At 42.1% G+C, this 17510-nt stretch carries 18 protein-coding genes; 11 read left to right on the forward strand and 7 right to left on the reverse strand.

What is annotated here, in order from left to right:
- Window positions 1–72 precede the first annotated feature (72 nt).
- From D0T18_RS00985 to D0T18_RS01015, 7 genes are all read left to right on the forward strand, one after another.
- Window positions 73–1791: an FTR1 family iron permease gene (locus tag D0T18_RS00985; RefSeq protein WP_116440322.1), complete on the forward strand. Its 1719-nt coding sequence runs from the start codon at window positions 73–75 to the stop codon at window positions 1789–1791.
- Between the two features lie 95 nt (window positions 1792–1886).
- Window positions 1887–2531, forward strand: a complete 645-nt coding sequence (locus D0T18_RS00990) for an iron transporter (RefSeq protein ID WP_004109905.1) — start codon at window positions 1887–1889, stop codon at window positions 2529–2531.
- A 72-nt stretch (window positions 2532–2603) separates the two neighbouring features.
- Entirely contained in the window at window positions 2604–3875 is a 1272-nt protein-coding gene (locus D0T18_RS00995) for a DUF2318 domain-containing protein (protein WP_012913769.1), read from the forward strand.
- Window positions 3876–3887: 12 nt separating this feature from the next.
- Entirely contained in the window at window positions 3888–5222 is a 1335-nt protein-coding gene (locus D0T18_RS01000; RefSeq protein WP_103013770.1) for an ABC transporter permease, read from the forward strand.
- Complete coding sequence (locus tag D0T18_RS01005; RefSeq protein WP_116440323.1) at window positions 5212–6579, forward strand: ABC transporter permease; 1368 nt, start codon at window positions 5212–5214, stop codon at window positions 6577–6579. The genes D0T18_RS01000 and D0T18_RS01005 overlap by 11 nt, the downstream gene beginning before the upstream one ends.
- A gap of 40 nt (window positions 6580–6619) precedes the next feature.
- Window positions 6620–7465 carry an ABC transporter ATP-binding protein gene (locus D0T18_RS01010; protein WP_103013772.1) on the forward strand — a complete coding sequence of 282 codons (846 nt, stop codon included), beginning with the start codon at window positions 6620–6622 and terminating at the stop codon, window positions 7463–7465.
- A 44-nt stretch (window positions 7466–7509) separates the two neighbouring features.
- Window positions 7510–8109 carry an FMN-binding protein gene (locus D0T18_RS01015; protein ID WP_103013773.1) on the forward strand — a complete coding sequence of 200 codons (600 nt, stop codon included), beginning with the start codon at window positions 7510–7512 and terminating at the stop codon, window positions 8107–8109.
- 12 nt (window positions 8110–8121) lie between these two features.
- Here D0T18_RS01015 and D0T18_RS01020 read toward each other — a convergent pair whose 3' ends face one another.
- Both D0T18_RS01020 and D0T18_RS01025 read right to left on the reverse strand, forming a co-directional pair.
- Entirely contained in the window at window positions 8122–8358 is a 237-nt protein-coding gene (locus D0T18_RS01020) for a hypothetical protein (RefSeq protein ID WP_162861111.1), read from the reverse strand.
- Between the two features lie 182 nt (window positions 8359–8540).
- Window positions 8541–9044, reverse strand: a complete 504-nt coding sequence (locus D0T18_RS01025; protein WP_103013775.1) for a hypothetical protein — start codon at window positions 9042–9044, stop codon at window positions 8541–8543.
- Between the two features lie 194 nt (window positions 9045–9238).
- Between D0T18_RS01025 and D0T18_RS01035 the strand changes: the two genes are divergently transcribed.
- Together D0T18_RS01035 and D0T18_RS01040 are read left to right on the forward strand one after the other, a co-directional pair.
- The gene (locus tag D0T18_RS01035; RefSeq protein WP_103013776.1) at window positions 9239–9979 is read left to right on the forward strand and encodes a response regulator transcription factor; all 741 of its coding nucleotides are present in this window, start codon (window positions 9239–9241) and stop codon (window positions 9977–9979) included.
- Complete coding sequence (locus tag D0T18_RS01040) at window positions 9973–11190, forward strand: sensor histidine kinase (RefSeq protein WP_116440324.1); 1218 nt, start codon at window positions 9973–9975, stop codon at window positions 11188–11190. The genes D0T18_RS01035 and D0T18_RS01040 overlap by 7 nt, the downstream gene beginning before the upstream one ends.
- A 38-nt stretch (window positions 11191–11228) precedes the next feature.
- Here the strand turns inward: D0T18_RS01040 and D0T18_RS01045 are convergent, their stop codons facing one another.
- Together D0T18_RS01045 and D0T18_RS01050 are read right to left on the reverse strand one after the other, a co-directional pair.
- Window positions 11229–11489, reverse strand: a complete 261-nt coding sequence (locus D0T18_RS01045) for a hypothetical protein (protein WP_012913776.1) — start codon at window positions 11487–11489, stop codon at window positions 11229–11231.
- Between the two features lie 189 nt (window positions 11490–11678).
- Complete coding sequence (locus D0T18_RS01050) at window positions 11679–11891, reverse strand: hypothetical protein (RefSeq protein ID WP_076002593.1); 213 nt, start codon at window positions 11889–11891, stop codon at window positions 11679–11681.
- A gap of 409 nt (window positions 11892–12300) precedes the next feature.
- On the opposite strand from D0T18_RS01050, the gene D0T18_RS01055 reads away from it, so the two are divergent.
- Window positions 12301–12579, forward strand: coding sequence for a type II toxin-antitoxin system RelE/ParE family toxin (locus D0T18_RS01055; protein WP_004109878.1), 279 nt, complete (start codon window positions 12301–12303; stop codon window positions 12577–12579).
- Entirely contained in the window at window positions 12573–12860 is a 288-nt protein-coding gene (locus D0T18_RS01060) for an addiction module antidote protein (RefSeq protein WP_004109873.1), read from the forward strand. The genes D0T18_RS01055 and D0T18_RS01060 overlap by 7 nt, the downstream gene beginning before the upstream one ends.
- A 212-nt stretch (window positions 12861–13072) precedes the next feature.
- Here D0T18_RS01060 and D0T18_RS01065 read toward each other — a convergent pair whose 3' ends face one another.
- The 3 genes from D0T18_RS01065 to nrdE all read right to left on the reverse strand — a co-directional run bounded on the left by D0T18_RS01065 (window position 13073) and on the right by nrdE (window position 17425).
- Entirely contained in the window at window positions 13073–13666 is a 594-nt protein-coding gene (locus D0T18_RS01065) for a hypothetical protein (RefSeq protein WP_041160459.1), read from the reverse strand.
- Window positions 13667–14037: 371 nt separating this feature from the next.
- Complete coding sequence (gene nrdF, locus D0T18_RS01070; RefSeq protein WP_116440325.1) at window positions 14038–15117, reverse strand: class 1b ribonucleoside-diphosphate reductase subunit beta; 1080 nt, start codon at window positions 15115–15117, stop codon at window positions 14038–14040.
- A gap of 82 nt (window positions 15118–15199) precedes the next feature.
- Window positions 15200–17425: a class 1b ribonucleoside-diphosphate reductase subunit alpha gene (gene nrdE / locus D0T18_RS01075; RefSeq protein ID WP_102155486.1), complete on the reverse strand. Its 2226-nt coding sequence runs from the start codon at window positions 17423–17425 to the stop codon at window positions 15200–15202.
- Window positions 17426–17510: the final 85 nt, after the last annotated feature.

Raw genomic sequence — 17510 nt, forward strand, 5'->3', positions numbered from 1 at the left:
TAACGCAAAAGGCGTAAAACGCGTGAGAAGTGCGGAATCGCAAGAAGACGCGGAAGAACGCGAGGAGATGTTATGCGCGCGTGTGTAAAAGTGCGCCGAATTATTCGTGACTCGGCTGCACTGATTCTGGCTGTGTGCATGTTGGTAGGTTGCATAGTGAGCTCGTTTGTTACAACTATTCCAGCTTTTGCAACAGATGCAGATCGTTCGTATACTAGCTGGACAGAAGTTTCTAAAGCAATCGACAATGAATTGCTACAAGGTCAATCAGAATACAATAGTGGCAATAATTCTGGAGCTGCAACTCGATTTGAAGCAGCATACAATTCCGTTTACGTTGCTTCTAACATGATTACGGTTGTGCGAGATGCAATCGGGCAGAATAAAGTTCAGGCACAAACTGATCAATTCCAGCAGCTGCAAACGCTTGTGTACCAGCAAAATCAAGGTTCACAAATAAGTGCTATTTCAACGGCTCTTGCAGCGGATGTTGCACAAACTGCATCTAGTCTCGATGCCAACTTAAAAGTGGATAAGCCAAATGTTTATGCACAAAAGTTGCGTGCGCAAATTAAAGCAGAGCGCAAAAAGCTAGATGCTGCAAAAAAGAAAAACCTTGGGCGCAATGGTCGTACGTGGGGTCAAGTTGCTCGAGAAATGAACGTTATTCTCGACAAATCGGTTGCAACCTACAAGTTTGCAAAAGGTAATAAAACTCAAGTAGCATCTGCAGTTGATTTAATTAACGAAGCCTATTACCAGTATTACGAAAAGCTTGGTTTCGAGAAGAACGTGATGAATGCAATAAGCGGAAGTCGCGTTTCGACTGTCGAATATCAATTCAAAGAGTGCCGCCAAACAATGAACAACGGTGCAACTGTTGAGCAAGCTAAAAAGTTCGTAACGGATCTTAAAGCGATGCTTATTGAAGACGCAGCAAAATTAGACAAAGGCGCATCTTCAAGCGCAAATCCATTTATGCAATTCATAACTAGCTCATTTGGTCAAGCTTTCGTGATTTTGCTTCGTGAAGGTTTGGAAGCGTTGCTAGTTGTTGCAGCAATTATTGCTTACCTTGTTAAATCCGGTCACAAGAATATGGTGAAGTATATTTACCTAGGTATTGCGGCTGGAATTGTGGCATCTCTTGCTGTAGCTGCACTATTCGGCTTGCTATTTAATGGCTCTGGTCCGCAGCAGGAGATTACAGAAGGCGTTGTTGCATTGTTCGCAATGCTTATGCTGCTTTACACGAGTAACTGGATGATTTCTAAATCTTCAGTGCAAGCATGGAATAAGTATATTAGTGAGCAAACAACGGCAGCAGTTTCTAAGGGAAGCTTGGTTTCTTTAACGTTATTGAGTTTCCTTGCTGTGTTCCGCGAAGGTGCTGAAACTGTAATCTTCTATCAAGCAATCTTTGCAGTTTCAAACGGAGCTGACTCTATGATTTGGGGAGGCTTCATTTCCGCTGCTGCAGTTCTTGTAGTGATATTCTTGCTGATTCGTTTCGCATCTGTGCACATACCAATTCGCCCATTCTTTACTGGAACAAGTGCTCTTATGTCTGTTCTCGTAGTGATTTTTGCAGGCGGTGGTGTGCACGCGTTAATCGAGGGCGATGCTCTCGAAGGAATGTATATTCAAGGCTTGCCAACTAACGATTGGCTTGGGTTCTATCCGTATGTTGAGACGATTGTTGCTCAAATTGTGGCAGCAATTGTTGTGATTTCACTGCTTTGCGTATCTATTGCGCGAAGTCGTGTGAAACGCGCGGTAGAAAATAAATAAGCAAAACAACAAATAACCAACTAATAAATAATTAATAAACAACCAATAACAATAATTAAATAAAAATAACTAACAACAAACACAGAAGGTTAGATATGAAGAATAATAAAATGATGGCAATTGCAGCTTTGGCTCTTGCTGGACTGCTTGCGCTCGCTGGCTGCGGTTCTAATGGCAATTCCGCTAAAACTGGTGCTAAGTCACAAGCAACCGAGCAGAAGGCTGACGACAAGGCTGATGACAAGGGCGGCGATAAGGGCTTTGAGGAGGTTCCAGTTGGTCCTCACCAAGATCAGAACATTGGACCTCTTACCATTGGCGCTGTGTACTTCCAGCCAGTGGACATGGTTCCAGCTGGTATGGGCTTGAAGGCAAGCGAAGCAAGCTTCCACCTTGAAGCCGATATCCACGCTAACCAAAAAGGTACAAAGCTTGGCTACGGTAAGGGCGAGTTCATTCCAGATTTGACTGTGAATTATGAGATTGTCGATAAGGCAAGCGGCGAATCCGTTGGTAAGGGCACGTTTATGCAGATGAACGCTTCCGATGGTCCTCACTACGGTGCAAACGTTAAGCTTGACAAAGCTGGAAATTACAAGCTCGTGCTTTCTATTGAATCCCCAGAAAAGAAGGGTTGGATGCTTCACGTCGATCCTGCTACCGGCGTAACCGGTCGCTTCTGGACTGAGCCAATTAAGGCAACCTTCGACGATTGGAAGTACACTCCTCGTCAGTGGTAGTGATAGCTAGTTAATAATTAGCGATTAATTAATAATTTTAGTAAATAATAAGTAATAGCAAAGGAGGGAGTTATGCTCAGACTGTTTGTGGCAGTTATGCCTGGGCTGCTCCCTCTTGCGCTACTCACAATGGGATTAAGCACGTCGCTTACTGTTGGCGAGGGGCGAGATAAGCCTCTGAGTGCACGTTGGAGATTGTATGGGCTGTCTGCAGGCACAGTCGCAGCTCTTATTTTTGCTATACTTCGCGCATCTGTAGTAATTAATCAGCGAAACTTTATTAATATGCCGGCGTTATGCATTGCGGTTCCGCTTGATATTGCTGCAATTATTGTGGTTATTTTTTCACACAAAATAATAAAAAATTGGCGTAATTGCCCGCTTTTAATGCATATAAGCAACGCTATTGGTGCATGTTGCTTAGCGTTTACTGTGTTTTATGCTTTGCCAGATGTTATTTTGCAGCTTACTATTTTCGTAGATTCAAGCACTCCGCCTTTTACGTCAGACATGTTACTTCGCGCGCTTGGTTTTGTGCTTGGTGTTATTGCTGCTATCTGCTTAAGTCTTATGGTGCGTTCTTTGCGCACTACATCTAACGCGATTTGCTTCAAAATTGCTGTAGTTTTAAGCATGATTATTCTGCTAGTGCAACACATAACTTCACTTTTGCAGATTATGCAAGGAAGCATTTTGCTTTATATGGATGACTTTTCTTTTAGCGTGCTTGTTTGGCTAATTAATAACGCTCCATTAATGATTATGGCGCAAATTAGCGTGTTCATGATTCCTGCTGCTGCATCCGTAATAATCGGCTTTAAAACGGCTGTAGTTGGTGAAAATGCAGCAGAAATTCGCACGAAGCGAGCGTTTAAAAGGAAATCTCGGAAGTCTGCGCTCGCAGCTCTTTTGGCTGCTATCACAGTAATACTTACGCTTACTGTAGGCGTATCTATTATGAATATTAAACCAACTCTTACGCCTCCAGAACCGTATGAATTGCACGATGGTGTTGCAACTATTAATTACGTTCAAGTTTCAGATGGTCATTTGCATCGTTTCCAATACAAAGCAAAAGACGGCACTATTATGCGTTTTATAATCATTAAAAAGAATGGTGGAGCGTATGGCGTTGGATTGGATGCTTGCGAAAACTGCGGCGATGCAGGCTACTATGAAAAAGACGGTAAGATTATTTGCCGTAAGTGCGACGTAGCAATTAATTTGGCAACTATCGGTTTTAAAGGTGGTTGCAATCCGATTCCGTTCCCGTATAAGGCTGGGCATGGCAAAATCACAATTCATACTGCTGATTTAGACGTGCTCAGTTCGCATTTTAAGTAAGGGAGAGTTGCTATGTTTATGATGCGCATGGTTGCTCGATCTCTTGTGCGGCAATTGAAAAAGCGTGTGTTAATTGCGCTCGTAGTGTGCTTAAGCGCGTGCGTTAGCGTGTCAATGCTTAGCGTTGTGTATGACGTTGGAGACAAAATTAACGCAGAGCTGAGTTCATATGGTTCAAATATTGTGGTTCAGCCAAAATCTAGCGCTGTTGTAAATGATTTGTATGCTTCTCGAGAGCAGATTGATACTAATGGTTCTGAGAGTTTAAAGGCTGCGGAAAGCCACGAGTCTACTGCTTCGCTAAAAGAATCTGATGCTGCAAAAATAAAAATGATTTTCTGGGCGTTTAATATCACTAATTTTGCGCCGAAAATAATTGTTCATGCAAATCTTGAAGCGAAATCTTCTGGCGATTTGGTAGTGCCTATTATTGGAACTTGGTTTAATCGTAAGCTTGCGCTCGCTTCCGGGGAAACAACAGTTGTTGGTGTTAGAGGTTTGCGCTCTTGGTGGAAGATTAATGCAGGTCGTTGGGCAAAAGATAATAAATCTGAAGCAATGGTAGGTGCGCAGCTAGCTGAGCGTTTGCACTTAAAACTTGGCCAGCGTTTGCGTTTGATTCGTGACGGACGCGAGGTTTCGTTGCGCTTGGTTGGCGTATACGATTCTGGCGACGATGACAATAACGCAATCTACGCAAGTTCTAGCGATGCTCAAAGCCTTGCAAATAAGCCGAATAAGGTTGATTCGATTGAAGTAAAGGCACTTACTACTCCTGAAAATGATTTAGCGCGAAAGGCTGCTAAAAATCCGGCAGCGCTCAGCCAGGAAGAGTGGGAAACTTGGTATTGCACGGCTTACCCGAGTTCGATTACTTACCAAATTGAGGAGGTAATTCCTGGAGCTGTTGCAAAGCAGGTTCGTCAAGTTGCGGCGTTGCAGGGTAACGTATTAAATAAGACGCGTGCTGTTATGGTTTTGATGACTGCGTTGAGTTTAATTGCTGCTGCTGTTGCTGTGGCGAATCTTATGGCTGCTTCAATTTCTGAGCGTTCTGGCGAGCTTGCATTGCTTAAGGCTTTGGGTGCACGTGATGGTGCTGTTGCTCGTCTTATGCTTATGGAAACTGCGGTTATTGCGTTTGGTGGAGCGTTACTCGGCATGGCTTTGGGATTTGCGGTGGCGCAGATTATTGGTTTCACAGTGTTTGGCTCTTCGATTTTGTTCCGACCAATGGTATTTGTTCTGGTGTTCGTGCTGCTTGCGTTGACTGTGCTTGCGGCTGCAGGCTCTTCGATTCGTTCGATTTTGAGTGTGCGTCCTGCGGAGGTGCTTCATGGCAGGTAAATCTTATATGACTTCCAACAATTCTATGTTTATTACCATGCTATTTAGCGCGGTATTTCGTAGAAAATCGCGTGCTTTGATGGCTGTTATTGCAACGCTTGTTGGTGCTGCTACGCTGTTTTGTTTAGCTGCAATCTGCCTGGTTGTGCCTCAGCAAATGAGCGATGAAATGCGTGCTTATGGAGCGAATATTATCGTAACTCCAATTGAGGGTGAGTGGAAAAACGGTATTGATCGCGCGATGGTTTTGCACACAAACGATATGGTTCTTGCAAAAGGTGCTATGCGATTTGCTACATATCGTTACGAAAACGTGCGTATTAACGCAGCTCCATATGTTTTAGCAGGAATAGATGTTCGTTCAGTAAAGTCTCTTAATAAGCATTGGAATGTAGACGGCTCTTGGTCTAGCAGTGGAAATGTTATGGTTGGGCGAGATGTAGCTCTTGCGATGGGCTTAAAAATAGGCTCTCGTATTGCGATTGCGTATAGATCTTCGGATAATACTGTCGGCTCGCATAAGCCAGCAGAGAAGTCTGCAAATAAGTCTGCAAATAAGTCTGCAAGTGAATCTGCAAATAAGTCTACAAATCAGTCTGTAGAGAAGCCAGCAGAGAATCAAGCGCAAAATTCTGCTGCAAATTCTTCAGATCAGTCTGCGCAAAAATCTTCTCAACAAAAGCTTGTTGAAGGCAGAGTCTCAACGGATATTATGGATACTCACGGCACAACTTTCCGCGTTTGCGGCATTTTGGATACGGGCGGTGCTGAAGATTCTATGCTTTACGCTCTTAATGCGGATGTGAATACTCTTACGGGAGTTAAGCGCGGAGCAGACGTGATTGCTTACTCGTCTTCTGCGCCTAGCGTCGATGCGGTTGTTAGAAGTATTAACGACATGACTTCTATGCGCGTGCGCGCTCAGCAAGTTACTAAAGTTACTGCTGCTGACACTGGTATTATCACTATGCTTCGCAGCCTGTTCTGCATTGTATCGCTAGTTGTTCTAGTATTGATGATGGTTGGCGTGAGCACTACGATTTCTTCGATTGTGCAGCAGCGTCGAAATGAAATTGGTTTGCGCAAAGCTTTGGGTGCGAGCGCACGGAGTATTGGCGTGGAGTTTACTGCTGAAGCTGGAGTATATGGCTTCGTTGGCGGTATTGCTGGTACTGCGGTAGGGTATGTGTTTGCGCGCTTGCTTGCTGCAATGGTGTTCTCGAGAGATTTGGGCGTGAATTGGTGGCTAGTCGTGTTCTCTATTGTATTTAGCGTTGCTGCGTCTTGCGTTGCTGCATTGCCGCCTGTTTTGCGTGCTTCAAAGATCGACCCTGCGATTGTGCTTCGAGAAGAATAGCTTTTAGAGTGATTTTAGAGTGATTAGTTAAGGATTTAATATGACAGAGAATATAGAAAATAAGTTAGATAGCGCGGAGTCTAAGCCAAAAATGCTGTTGACGTTGGATCATATTTCCAAGATTTACGGATCTCTTCGAGCTGTTGACGATTTGTCGCTCACTGTGCCAGAAGGCGAGTGGCTTTCTATTGTTGGCTCCAGTGGTTCTGGCAAAACAACGTTAATGAACATTATTGGCTGCATGGATTCACCATCTAAAGGTTCCGTGTCTTTGCAAGGTCGCAAACTTGAGGATTTGAATGCCGGTCAACTCGCTGACGTTCGTAAAAACGTAATCGGTTTAGTTTTTCAAAAGTTTTATCTTGTTCCGCATTTAACAGCTGTTGAAAATGTGATGGTTGCGCAATACTATCATTCTGTTGTTGACGAAGCTCAAGCAATGGACGCTTTGGATCGCGTGGGCTTGAAGGATCGCGCTCACCATCTGCCAAGCCAGCTTTCTGGCGGCGAGCAGCAGCGTGTTTGCGTTGCTCGTGCACTTATCAACTGCCCTAAGTTGCTTCTTGCGGATGAGCCGACTGGTAATTTGGATGAAAAAAATGAGCAGATTGTGCTCGACTTGTTTAAGCAGCTGCACAATCAAGGTACGACGATTATTGTTGTAACTCACGATTCTTTGGTTGCTCAATGTGCAGATCGAGAAATTATGCTCAACCACGGTGTGCTTGTTGGTGAGCGTTGGAATAACGAGGATGCTCGCAAAGCGTATGAGGCGATTGGTGGCAAGCCTGCGTTTACGAGTGCTCACCTTGATGAAAGTGTTGTGGAAGCTTTGCAAGACCATGAGCCTACTAAGTCGCCTAAATTAGCGAATTTAGATGATTAGTTGCGTGGGTTTTAAAATATACAAGATTTGAAGGCGATGATTTTATGGTTTCAGATAATATGTTTCACGATGTTTCACGCGACGATTTGAAATCCAAAAAAGTTGCAAAAACTGTTGCTACGCTTGCAATTGTAGCTGCATCGTCTGCTATGTTGTCTGCTTGCGGTGAGCCGAGTGCTGTACCAATGAACGATGAGTTCGCTGGTAATTCTGGTCAAAGCGCGGATGATGGCGGTAATCCTTCTGGAAAGTACGATGCTGGTGCTCAGCAATCTAAATCTTCTGCGCAAAGTGAGGATTCTCAGAACCAGCAGAATCAGCCTAAAACAGACACTGGCAATTACAAAGATGGCGACTATAAAGTCAAAGCTACGTATGGTCCGGTTGCAGAAGACAGTTTCGATGTGCGCTTAAGCGTTGCAAATGGGAATGTTAGCGATGTGCAAATGACGCCTCATCCGTTTACGCCGATTTCAAGAGGCCATATGGATGCATTCTCAAAGGCTATTCCAGGAAAAATCGTTGGAAAGCCGTTGAAAGATTTGCATATTTCAGTTGTTGCTGGAGCAAGTTGGACTAGCGATGCCTTCAACAAAGCACTTGACGTTGCTCGCCAAGAGGCTTCAATCGCATCCGCAAAATAATCTACAACCACCTTAATCTTTGACTTCAAGAATAGTGCCTTCGTCGCGAATCATTGTTGCTGCCATGGCTCCGGTTGCTGCCATAAATGGAATAATAGCATCACTGTATTCGTCCATGAACTGTGCAAAATCATGATTCCAAGAAATAATTGCAACATACAAAAGAAGGAACTCAACTGCTGTAAATAATGCCCACTTAAGAATCCAAATAAGCGTTTTTTTAATAACTTTTATAGAGTTCTTGCTCATGAGTTGCCTTCTTTCCAATTTGCTGTTTTGTTTGTGAGCATTGTAGCTAATTCATGTACATTGCTTCTCGTTCGTATGTATTTTGTATTTCTAGTATAAATATTGCAATTCTTTGCAGCAATATGATGTACTCAAAACTTAATACTCAACGTAATGGTAGATTGCCAATAAGTCTTAAATCTTTACAAATCGCTTTCATCAATAGGGTGACCTTGTGGACGCTTTATTACTCGCCACAAAATCACCAATGTTAAGACGCCATTTGCAATTCCGTAGTAATAAATCCAAGGAACGTGAATAAGCCCACAAATAAAGCATGAAATAATATTTGTTAAATTATTTAGATAATTGCTAAGTATTTGCTTATTTTGTGATTCGACTTTTTTGCGTTTTTGCTCAAGAGTTGTTATGTAATCTTTGTTGTTTCCTATATTCTCAACATCACTACTTATGCTGTTAGCGCCTGCGCCGTTAAGATTAGATATATTATTTTCTATATACGCATTTTTTGCTTTAATAACGCTTTTGCGCAAGAAAAAATATGCATAAGAATACAATGCAACAGAAAGAAGTCCTAAAACAAGCCACAAAACGAAAAAGCCAAAGCTACGCATAAAAGCAGCTGTTGAGGCAAGTGCCATCGCAGCTACTTCTGCGGAGTGCAATACTACTAATCGTTTTGTCATATAATCCTGCTGCAATCATTATTGAAACTGCATTTTCAAACGCAACTAAAAGTCACATATTGTTACTTATTATAAGCACATATGATTTACGCGCAGTACTTGTAATCATTTTTTACTACACGATTTGCCCTACTTTGCGCATGCTTATAAAGTAGAATATAAGGAAAGTAGCATAAGATTGCAAGAAAGCCATTATGCAAAAAACGTATGCAATAGTAGATAACGACCCGCTAGTTTTAGCGGTTATGCGAAACGTGCTCAGCAAGCTTTTGCCAAGCGAGTACGTGTGCAAATGGTGCGTAAAATCAGGCGTGCAAGCTTTGAAATATTGCCAAGTAACAAAAACTACTCCGGATTATATTCTGATAGATATGTCAATGAAAGACATGTCTGGAGTAGAGGTAATACGCGCAATTCGTGAACAAAACAGCAATATTGTTTTAATTGGCATGACTTCGTACGATTGTAGATCCTACGCTTCGATGGTTGCGCAAGTTGGTGGGCAGGCAATGGTTGCTAAAGACAATTTCAAAGGGTTAGCAGAAGCTTTGCAATATTGCGATAATCAGAAGGTGTATGGCTGCCGATGTGTTAAAGATGTTGCTTACGATTTTGCTACTCCGCAAGAATCTTTTATTAGGCTTTCTAAATCAAGGTCGCGTAGCGTTTTGCCGCCTCAAGAACTAAAAATCATGGATCTGCTCTCTAAAGGTTGCACAACAAATCAGGTTGCGGCTCAACTTGGTCTTATGCCAAACACTATTAACACGCATATTCATAGGATTTACAAAAAATTGCATGTTTCTAACCGAGTGCAAGCAATGTCCGCGTTTGCTGCAATGCAAAATCGTGAGCAAACTAGCAATCTGCAATATTTTAATAATTCGCCGCAGAGTCATCCGAATCCTTCTCAAGAAACGGATAACGCATGTTAATGAAAACATTTTCGCGCGTTATTGAGTTGGTTAAAAGCTGGAAAATTCAGCGAACTTTATTCATAATATTGGCGATTCTTGTAGTGTCAATGGATGTGCAATCGTGCAATACAGCTGGGCTGTGGCATAACCCGCAGCAATCTGCGTGTCAATACGTTTGGATGTTTGCAATATTTCTTTTGATTGCTTTTCCGCGTCAAGTATCACTCGTAACTCCGATTTTGTATTGCGTAACGTTAACAGTACCAGGTGTAAATGCAACTTGCGTGCTTTTTGCGCTGATTGCTAGCATGTTTGTTGCAGGCTTTTATGATTCGTGGAAGTATTTGCTTTGTGCGTACATAGTTTCGCTGAATATTATGTACTTTGCAAAAATGGCGTACATTCCGTTTACTTTTCCTTGTTTTATTCTTATTTCCATGATTTGTGGTTACGTTTTGCGCAAATATTTGAACATGTTGGAAGAAAATAATCGCGCAAAAATGGATATTGTACGGAGTAAGTTCCAGTCTTATATTGCGTCGGTTGCGTTGCAATTGCATGACGATGTGAACAATGAGATTACGGATATTACACTGCTTGCAACGGATGCTTTATATGCTGAGAACAATGAACATACAAAAGAATCGTTAGAGCAGATTATTGAACATTCGCGTAATGCACTTTCCAAAGCGAGACTTGTTATCAGCCTACTTGAGCAAACTGAACAAAAGTATGATGATTCTTTAGATTCAAATATTGCTAGTACGCAGTTTGTTTATAGTTCTAATAGCAATGATTGCATGAATTTGGCTGATTTCTTATGCAATATTCGTGCGCGTTTACAGGCTGAACGGCAAATTTGTGAGCAGCTTGGGTACTATGGCTCTCTAACAGTGGTTGATAAAAGTTCGGGGAGTGGTGATTTTGCTGCATCTGCAACTGTTAGTACTGAAAAAGCTCAATGTGCTATTCGCATGTGCAGTGAGTTGCTTACTAATATTCGTAAGCATTGCAGTACTAGCGTTGACTTTTCTATGAACGTTACTGTTGATGAGCGAGAATGCAAAATAATGTGTATGAATTCGTTGTCGAATAAGTTTGGTGGAAGACTTGTTTTTGGCAAAGGACTACTATTCCACAAAAAATCCGTGGAACGTTTAGGTGGATCTTTAAACGCGCAAAAAGATGATGATGCATGGTTGGTCAATGTTGTTATTCCGCTAAACTAGTATCAATCAGACTCTCGCTTTATCGTGGTTAATTTACGCTACCTGTCCTCTTCAAGACCAGCAGTGAATTTTTCTGCTAAGATGTGAAAGCCTTCTAAATATTCTTCATAACCATCGGCAATAATCGCATCGTCATGAACTACAAACTTATTATTTTCTAACACTACATACTTGGTAAAGAATTGCTCAAGCTCTGCAGCCAATTTATCAAAATCTTCTTCAGAAAGATTATCGTCATCGTTACTAATATTTGCTGCAGCAGATGGATTCCAATTTTTTACTCCAAAATCTTGACTCATGACATTCCTTCTTCTTAATGTAATCTATGAATATTGCATATTAGCATCTTAGACAGCAACCGAAAAGTTACTGATAAATAAAAACAACCAAATAGGATTAAAATCTACCGTAATATAACTTAGAAAATATGAAATAGAAGATTAGCGAAGTGCTGTGTGCATTTCGCTAATCTTCATGAAATAAATTGTTCAATAACGATCATCAGGTATAAAGGCACGTGCAAAAGCAACAATAAGTGTAAAAACAAATGTTTCAATCCACCTATTTGGAGATGAAAGGTAAGCAATTGTATTGCCACTAAATATTGCAAAAATTCCAAGCAAGCCAATAAATGTTAACGGCATATAAGTAGCTTCTCGTTTGATAAGTCGCTTAAAATAAGCCAAGATTTGCTTTTTCATAATGATTTACCTACCACTGGTTGCGACACATTGTCACTGTTGTAACTACTGCAGCTACTGTCTTTGCTAAGCACTTCACCGCATAACTCCTTTACTTAAAACGCTATTTTGCTGCACAAATAAATTGTGCAATGGGTCTCAGTGTAATAAAAAAATACTGTCATGTAATCAGCTGTAACTATTTTTAGCGACACAGTAAAATTGGCAATACTTGTAATTGTTATTTTTGGCTCAGTAGAAATTTTATGCTGCAAAAATCAACCCAAACACATACGTTATAGTGGCAGAAATTGCAAAATTAGCAAAAACTGTCACGATAACTGATATGATTGTTTACTTATATTGCAAAACTGTATCCTACAGGATAAAATACTTTTATGGAGATACTTAAAACAGATGAGTATCGCAATTGGATGAAAAACTTCGCGATACTCAATCTAAAGCTCGAATTAACGCGAGACTGAGATTATGTGAAATTGCAGGTAAGCCAGTAGGTGATTTACATCCAGTTTGCAATGGTATTAGTGAACTGCGTTTCACTTTTGGACCAGGGTATCGTGTGTATTTTGCACAAAAAGGCTTAAAACTAATGCTATTACTTGCTGGTGGAGATAAAAGTAGTCAAAGTAAAGATATTAAGCAAGCGAAGATACTTCTCGCACAATTAATTGAGGAGAAAAAATGGTAAATATAAGTAAATGGGATGCGAGTGAGTATCTTGAGGACGATGATGATGTTATTGCGTATCTCAATGCTGCAGCAGAACTTAACGATCCTCGCTTGTTGCAAGCTGCTATAGGCGATATTGCAAAAGCTCGAGGCATGAAAGAGATTGCTCAAAAAGCTGAGGTCGGAAGGGAAAGCCTTTACAAAAGCCTAAGACGAGATGGCAATCCTAGCTTTCAAACTATTGCGAAAGTTGTTCAAGCGTTAGGTGGACGCATTGCAATAGAACCAGCAAATGCGTGACATACCAAGTTATCGTGACAGTTTTTGCTAATTTTGCAATTTTTGCCACGATAACTCGTATACCATAGCGACTATGCAATTAAAGTTGCGCGATATAATCGCGTAATTAGTTAAAAAATATTGCCTGTTCATCAACCTCGTCGATACACAGGCAATATTTTCAAGACAACAAAATTTGGAAACTAATCTAAGTTATATTGCTAAATCGTTTACTATTTTGCTACATCAAGAACTACTAAACGTTGTCCGCCATAAGTTCTGGCATCGAGACAAGTTTGAATAAAGTAAGCAGATTTAGGGAATTGCTCAACGTACTCTTTGAATACTTTTAGCAACTTATCCGAGCTTCCGCCACCCTCAAAGTCTTTATAATCCGCCACTTTGTAATCTTTGCCGTTTAATTTAACTGGCATGCCTTTTTGGAGTTTCTTTAATAAGATGCCTGAACTGTTCAAACGGTCTACAACCATATAATGGCCAGTGTTAACCTGGAACCAGTCGTCTTGAAGAGTCCAGTGATAGAAAGCATCTTTAACGTAAGCCAACTGATCAGGATAAGCGTCCCAAATAACGCGTTTAGTTTCACCTAGGGCTTCCAAAGTCCCTTCTTGTCCCTTTACAAAAGCTTCGGCGATTTTCTTTTTTGAGGCTTTTTTGATTGGTTTTGAATGTTTTTTGGTAGAATGACGGCTTATTTTTGTTGGTACTGGTTTGTTTGCTTCGGAGTTACCGCAGGCTGCTAGCCCCACTAGCGAGCTGAAGAGCACTACAACACAAAGTAATTTTTTATAAGTCATTTTCCCCATAAATGGATTTCTTTCTTTCTTCTTGTAGATGCGTCTAACGGATGTTAGTCATCTTTATAAATTTGAACTCCAACTTTAGTGCCTGCTCAGTTCAGTTCAAAAATCTTGGTTTGAGCATGAGTAGGAAGTGATAATCGCTGCCGATTTTTGCATAAACGAATCAACAAGACCAGTTCCTTTTCACATAGTGTACCATAGAGGCTGAGTGACCTGTGTTGCTTTCTGACTTTTTAGCTTTTTATATAGACTCTATTTAGCTGCAATAATTAACCTAACTAAATTAAAATTGGTTAACTAATTAAATTAATTAGTTAACCAATCAGTTAGTTATTCAGTTATTCAGCAAATCAGTTAGTAAATCAACTATTTGATTAGAAGTCCCAATCATCGTCGTCGGTTTCAACTGATTTGCCCATAATGTAGCTGGAACCAGAGCCGGAGAAGAAGTCGTGATTTTCGTCGGCTGCAGGAGAAAGAGCAGCGAGAATTTCTGGGCTTACGTGAGTTTCTTCTTCGCTGTACTTAGCAGGGTAGCCAAGGTTCATTAAAGCTTTGTTAGCGTTGTAACGCACGAAGTCAAAAACGTCATCGTGGAAGTCAAATCCTTCATAAATCTGACCAGAATACTCAACTTCCAGATCATACAAAGTGTCGAGCAAGTTCATAGTGAACTTTTCAAGATTCTTCTTATCGTTCTCGCTTCTAAGCTCCAAACCGCGCTGGAACTTGTAGCCCGAATAATAGCCGTGAATTGCCTTATCGCGCAAAATCAAGCGAATCATATCGGCAGTGTTCATCATCTTGCCGCGAGAAGCAAAGTAAAGCGGAAGATAGAATCCCGCGTAAAGAAGCAACGAAGAAAGCATAGTTGCAGCAATCTTGCGCTTAAGTGGATCTTCGCTCTCGTACTCGCAAAGCACAGTGGTGACGCGCTGCTGCAAAACATCGTTGCCAACAGCCCAACGGTAAGCTTCGTCAATTTCCTCGCTAGAGCAAAGAGTAGAGAAAATAGAGGAGTAGGAGCGAGCGTGAATCGACTGCATAAAAGCAATATTCGTGTAAATAGCCTGCTCGTGCTCCGTGCGAGCGTGCTCAATCTGGCAAAGCTCGCCAATAGTTGCCTGGCTGGTATCAAGCAAAGTCAAGCCTGTAAAAACGCGAGTAGTGGTCTTGCGCTCAAGATCGGTGAGGGAACGCCAAGAAGGAATATCGTTGCTCAGCGGAACCTTTTCTGGAAGCCAGAAGTTAGCAATAAGGCGATTCCAAACGTCCAAATCCTTGTCGTCAACAATATTATTCCAATTAACTGGGCGTACGCGCGATCCGTGATGGCAGCGGTACTGAGATGGTGTGATAGAAGCTGCCATCATAGCGTCATCTGCGATTACGCGATTTGTGCCGAAAGGCTTATCGAGGCTACTTCTAAGCTCGGTTGGGCTGAGTTCTGTCATTATTACTCCTGATTCTGTGTTTACGTTTTATAAAATTTTTAAGTTTTTGATTTGGCGTGCGAAAAATTCACAGCGTTACGACTTACAGCGTGCAGCTTACGCAACCTTCGATTTCCGTACCTTCCAAAGCCTTCTGGCGAATACGAATGTAGTAAAGAGTCTTAATGCCCTTACGCCATGCGTAAATCTGAGCCTTGTTCAAATCGCGAGTAGTCGTAGTGTCTGGGAAGAACAAAGTAAGCGACAATCCTTGATCCACATGCTGAGTTGCTTCGGCATAAGTGTCAATAATTGCCTTCCAGCCAATCTCATAGGCGTCCTTAAAGTACTGCATATTGTCGTTCGTCATGTATGCGGCAGGGTAGTAGACGCGTCCAACCTTGCCTTCTTTGCGAATCTCAATGCGAGAAGCAATCGGGTGGATTGAACTTGTGGAATGGTTGATGTACGAGATTGAGCCAGTTGGAGGAACAGCTTGCAAATACTCGTTGTAAATTCCGTCGCTCAAAATCTCGTCGCGCAACTGCTCCCAATCGCTGACGGTTGGAATCGCAACGTTAAAACGGGCAAACAAATCGCGAACTTTTTGAGTTTTAGGCTCAAGTGAGCGGCTGCCATCTGTGTACTTATCGAAGTAGTTGCCTTTTCCTGCAGGCTTAGCGTAAGCGCTCGTCTTAAAGTTTGCAAAAGCGTGGCCGCGCTCTACAGCCAAAGCGTGAGAAGCCTTATAAGCGTGGTACGCAATCGTCATAAAGTACATGTCTGTAAAGTCAAGAGCTTCCTCGCTTCCGTACTGCATGTGCTCGCGAGCAAGGAAACCGTGCAAATTCATTTGACCCAAGCCAATAGCGTGACCTTCCGCGTTACCGCGACGAATCGAAGGCACGGAATCAATCGAAGTATGCTCCGAAACAGAAGTGAGCGCACGCACAGCCAAATCAACGCTTGTGCCCAAGTCGCCATCCATTGCCTTAGCAATATTAAGAGAGCCAAGATTGCAAGAAATATCGCGACCAACGTGGCTATAAGACAAGTCGGCGTTATAAGTGCTTGCTTCCTGAGTTTGCAAAATCTCTGAGCACAAGTTGCTCATAGTAATGCGACCCTCAATAGGATTCGTGCGATTCACAGTATCCTCAAACAAAATGTAAGGATAGCCAGACTCGAACTGAATTTCTGCAATCGTCATAAAGAATTCGCGAGCGTCGATGTACTTCTTGTGAATACGAGGATTTGCAACCATCTCATCGTAATGCTCGGTAACAGAAATATCTGCAAAAGGCTTGCCATATTCGCGCTCAACATCGTAAGGACTAAATAAAGCCATCTTTTCCTTACGCTTAGCAAGCTCGAAAGTAATATCTGGAATCACAACACCCAAAGAAAGCGACTTAATGCGAATCTTCTCGTCTGCGTTCTCGCGCTTAGTATCGAGGAAACGCATAATATCTGGGTGATGCGCGCTAATATACACTGCACCTGCACCCTGTCGAGCGCCAAGCTGATTAGCGTAAGAGAATGAATCTTCCAAAAGCTTCATAACAGGCACAACGCCACTCGACTGATTCTCGATTCGCTTAATAGGAGCGCCAAGTTCGCGCAAATTCGTAAGAAGCAGAGCCACGCCGCCGCCACGCTTAGAAAGCTGCAAAGCAGAATTAATTCCGCGCGCAATAGACTCCATGTTATCTTCCAAACGCACGAGGAAGCAGCTCACAGCTTCGCCGCGCTGAGCTTTACCAAGATTCAAGAACGTTGGGGTGGCTGGCTGGAAGCGGCCTGCAAGCATTTCGTCTAAGTAGTTGGTCGCTGCTTTTTCGTCACCATCTGCAAGTTCCAATGCAACAGCAGCTGCGCGCTGAGCGAAGTTTTCCAAATACTGCTTGCCGTCGAAAGTCTTCAAAGCGTAAGAAGTGTAGAACTTAAAAGCACCCAAGAATGTGCCAAAAGTGTGGCGTGCGGCTTCCGCATGCTCGTAGAATTTATCGAGAAATTCATCGCTGTATTTGTTGAATACGTTACCGTTGTAGTAATAGTTGTCAATCAAATAAGTCAAGCGCTCGCGAGTGGAAGCAAACTTCATGCTATGTTCTTGCACGTAACCCGAAACGTAAAGCTTTTCTGCTTCTTGATCTTTATCAAACTGAATGCCTTTTTCTGGGTCAAAAAGACCGAGCATAGCGTTAAGAACGTGGTAGTCGCGGCTGTTGCGGATGCGCTCTGCTGTTGTACTGGCAGTTGCGCTTGCAGAATCAGTGTGATCAAGATTAAGCGAAGTAGATTCGCTCATCGGATCCGTGCTATTCATGGGGTTTGTTCCTTTCTTCATGCGTTATTTTTGCTTTTTTAAATGCTTTTTGTTTTGTTTCTTTTACTTATTTCGTTTGTTTTGT

It is taken from the genome of Gardnerella swidsinskii (assembly GCF_003397705.1).
GTDB lineage: Bacteria > Actinomycetota > Actinomycetes > Actinomycetales > Bifidobacteriaceae > Bifidobacterium > Bifidobacterium swidsinskii.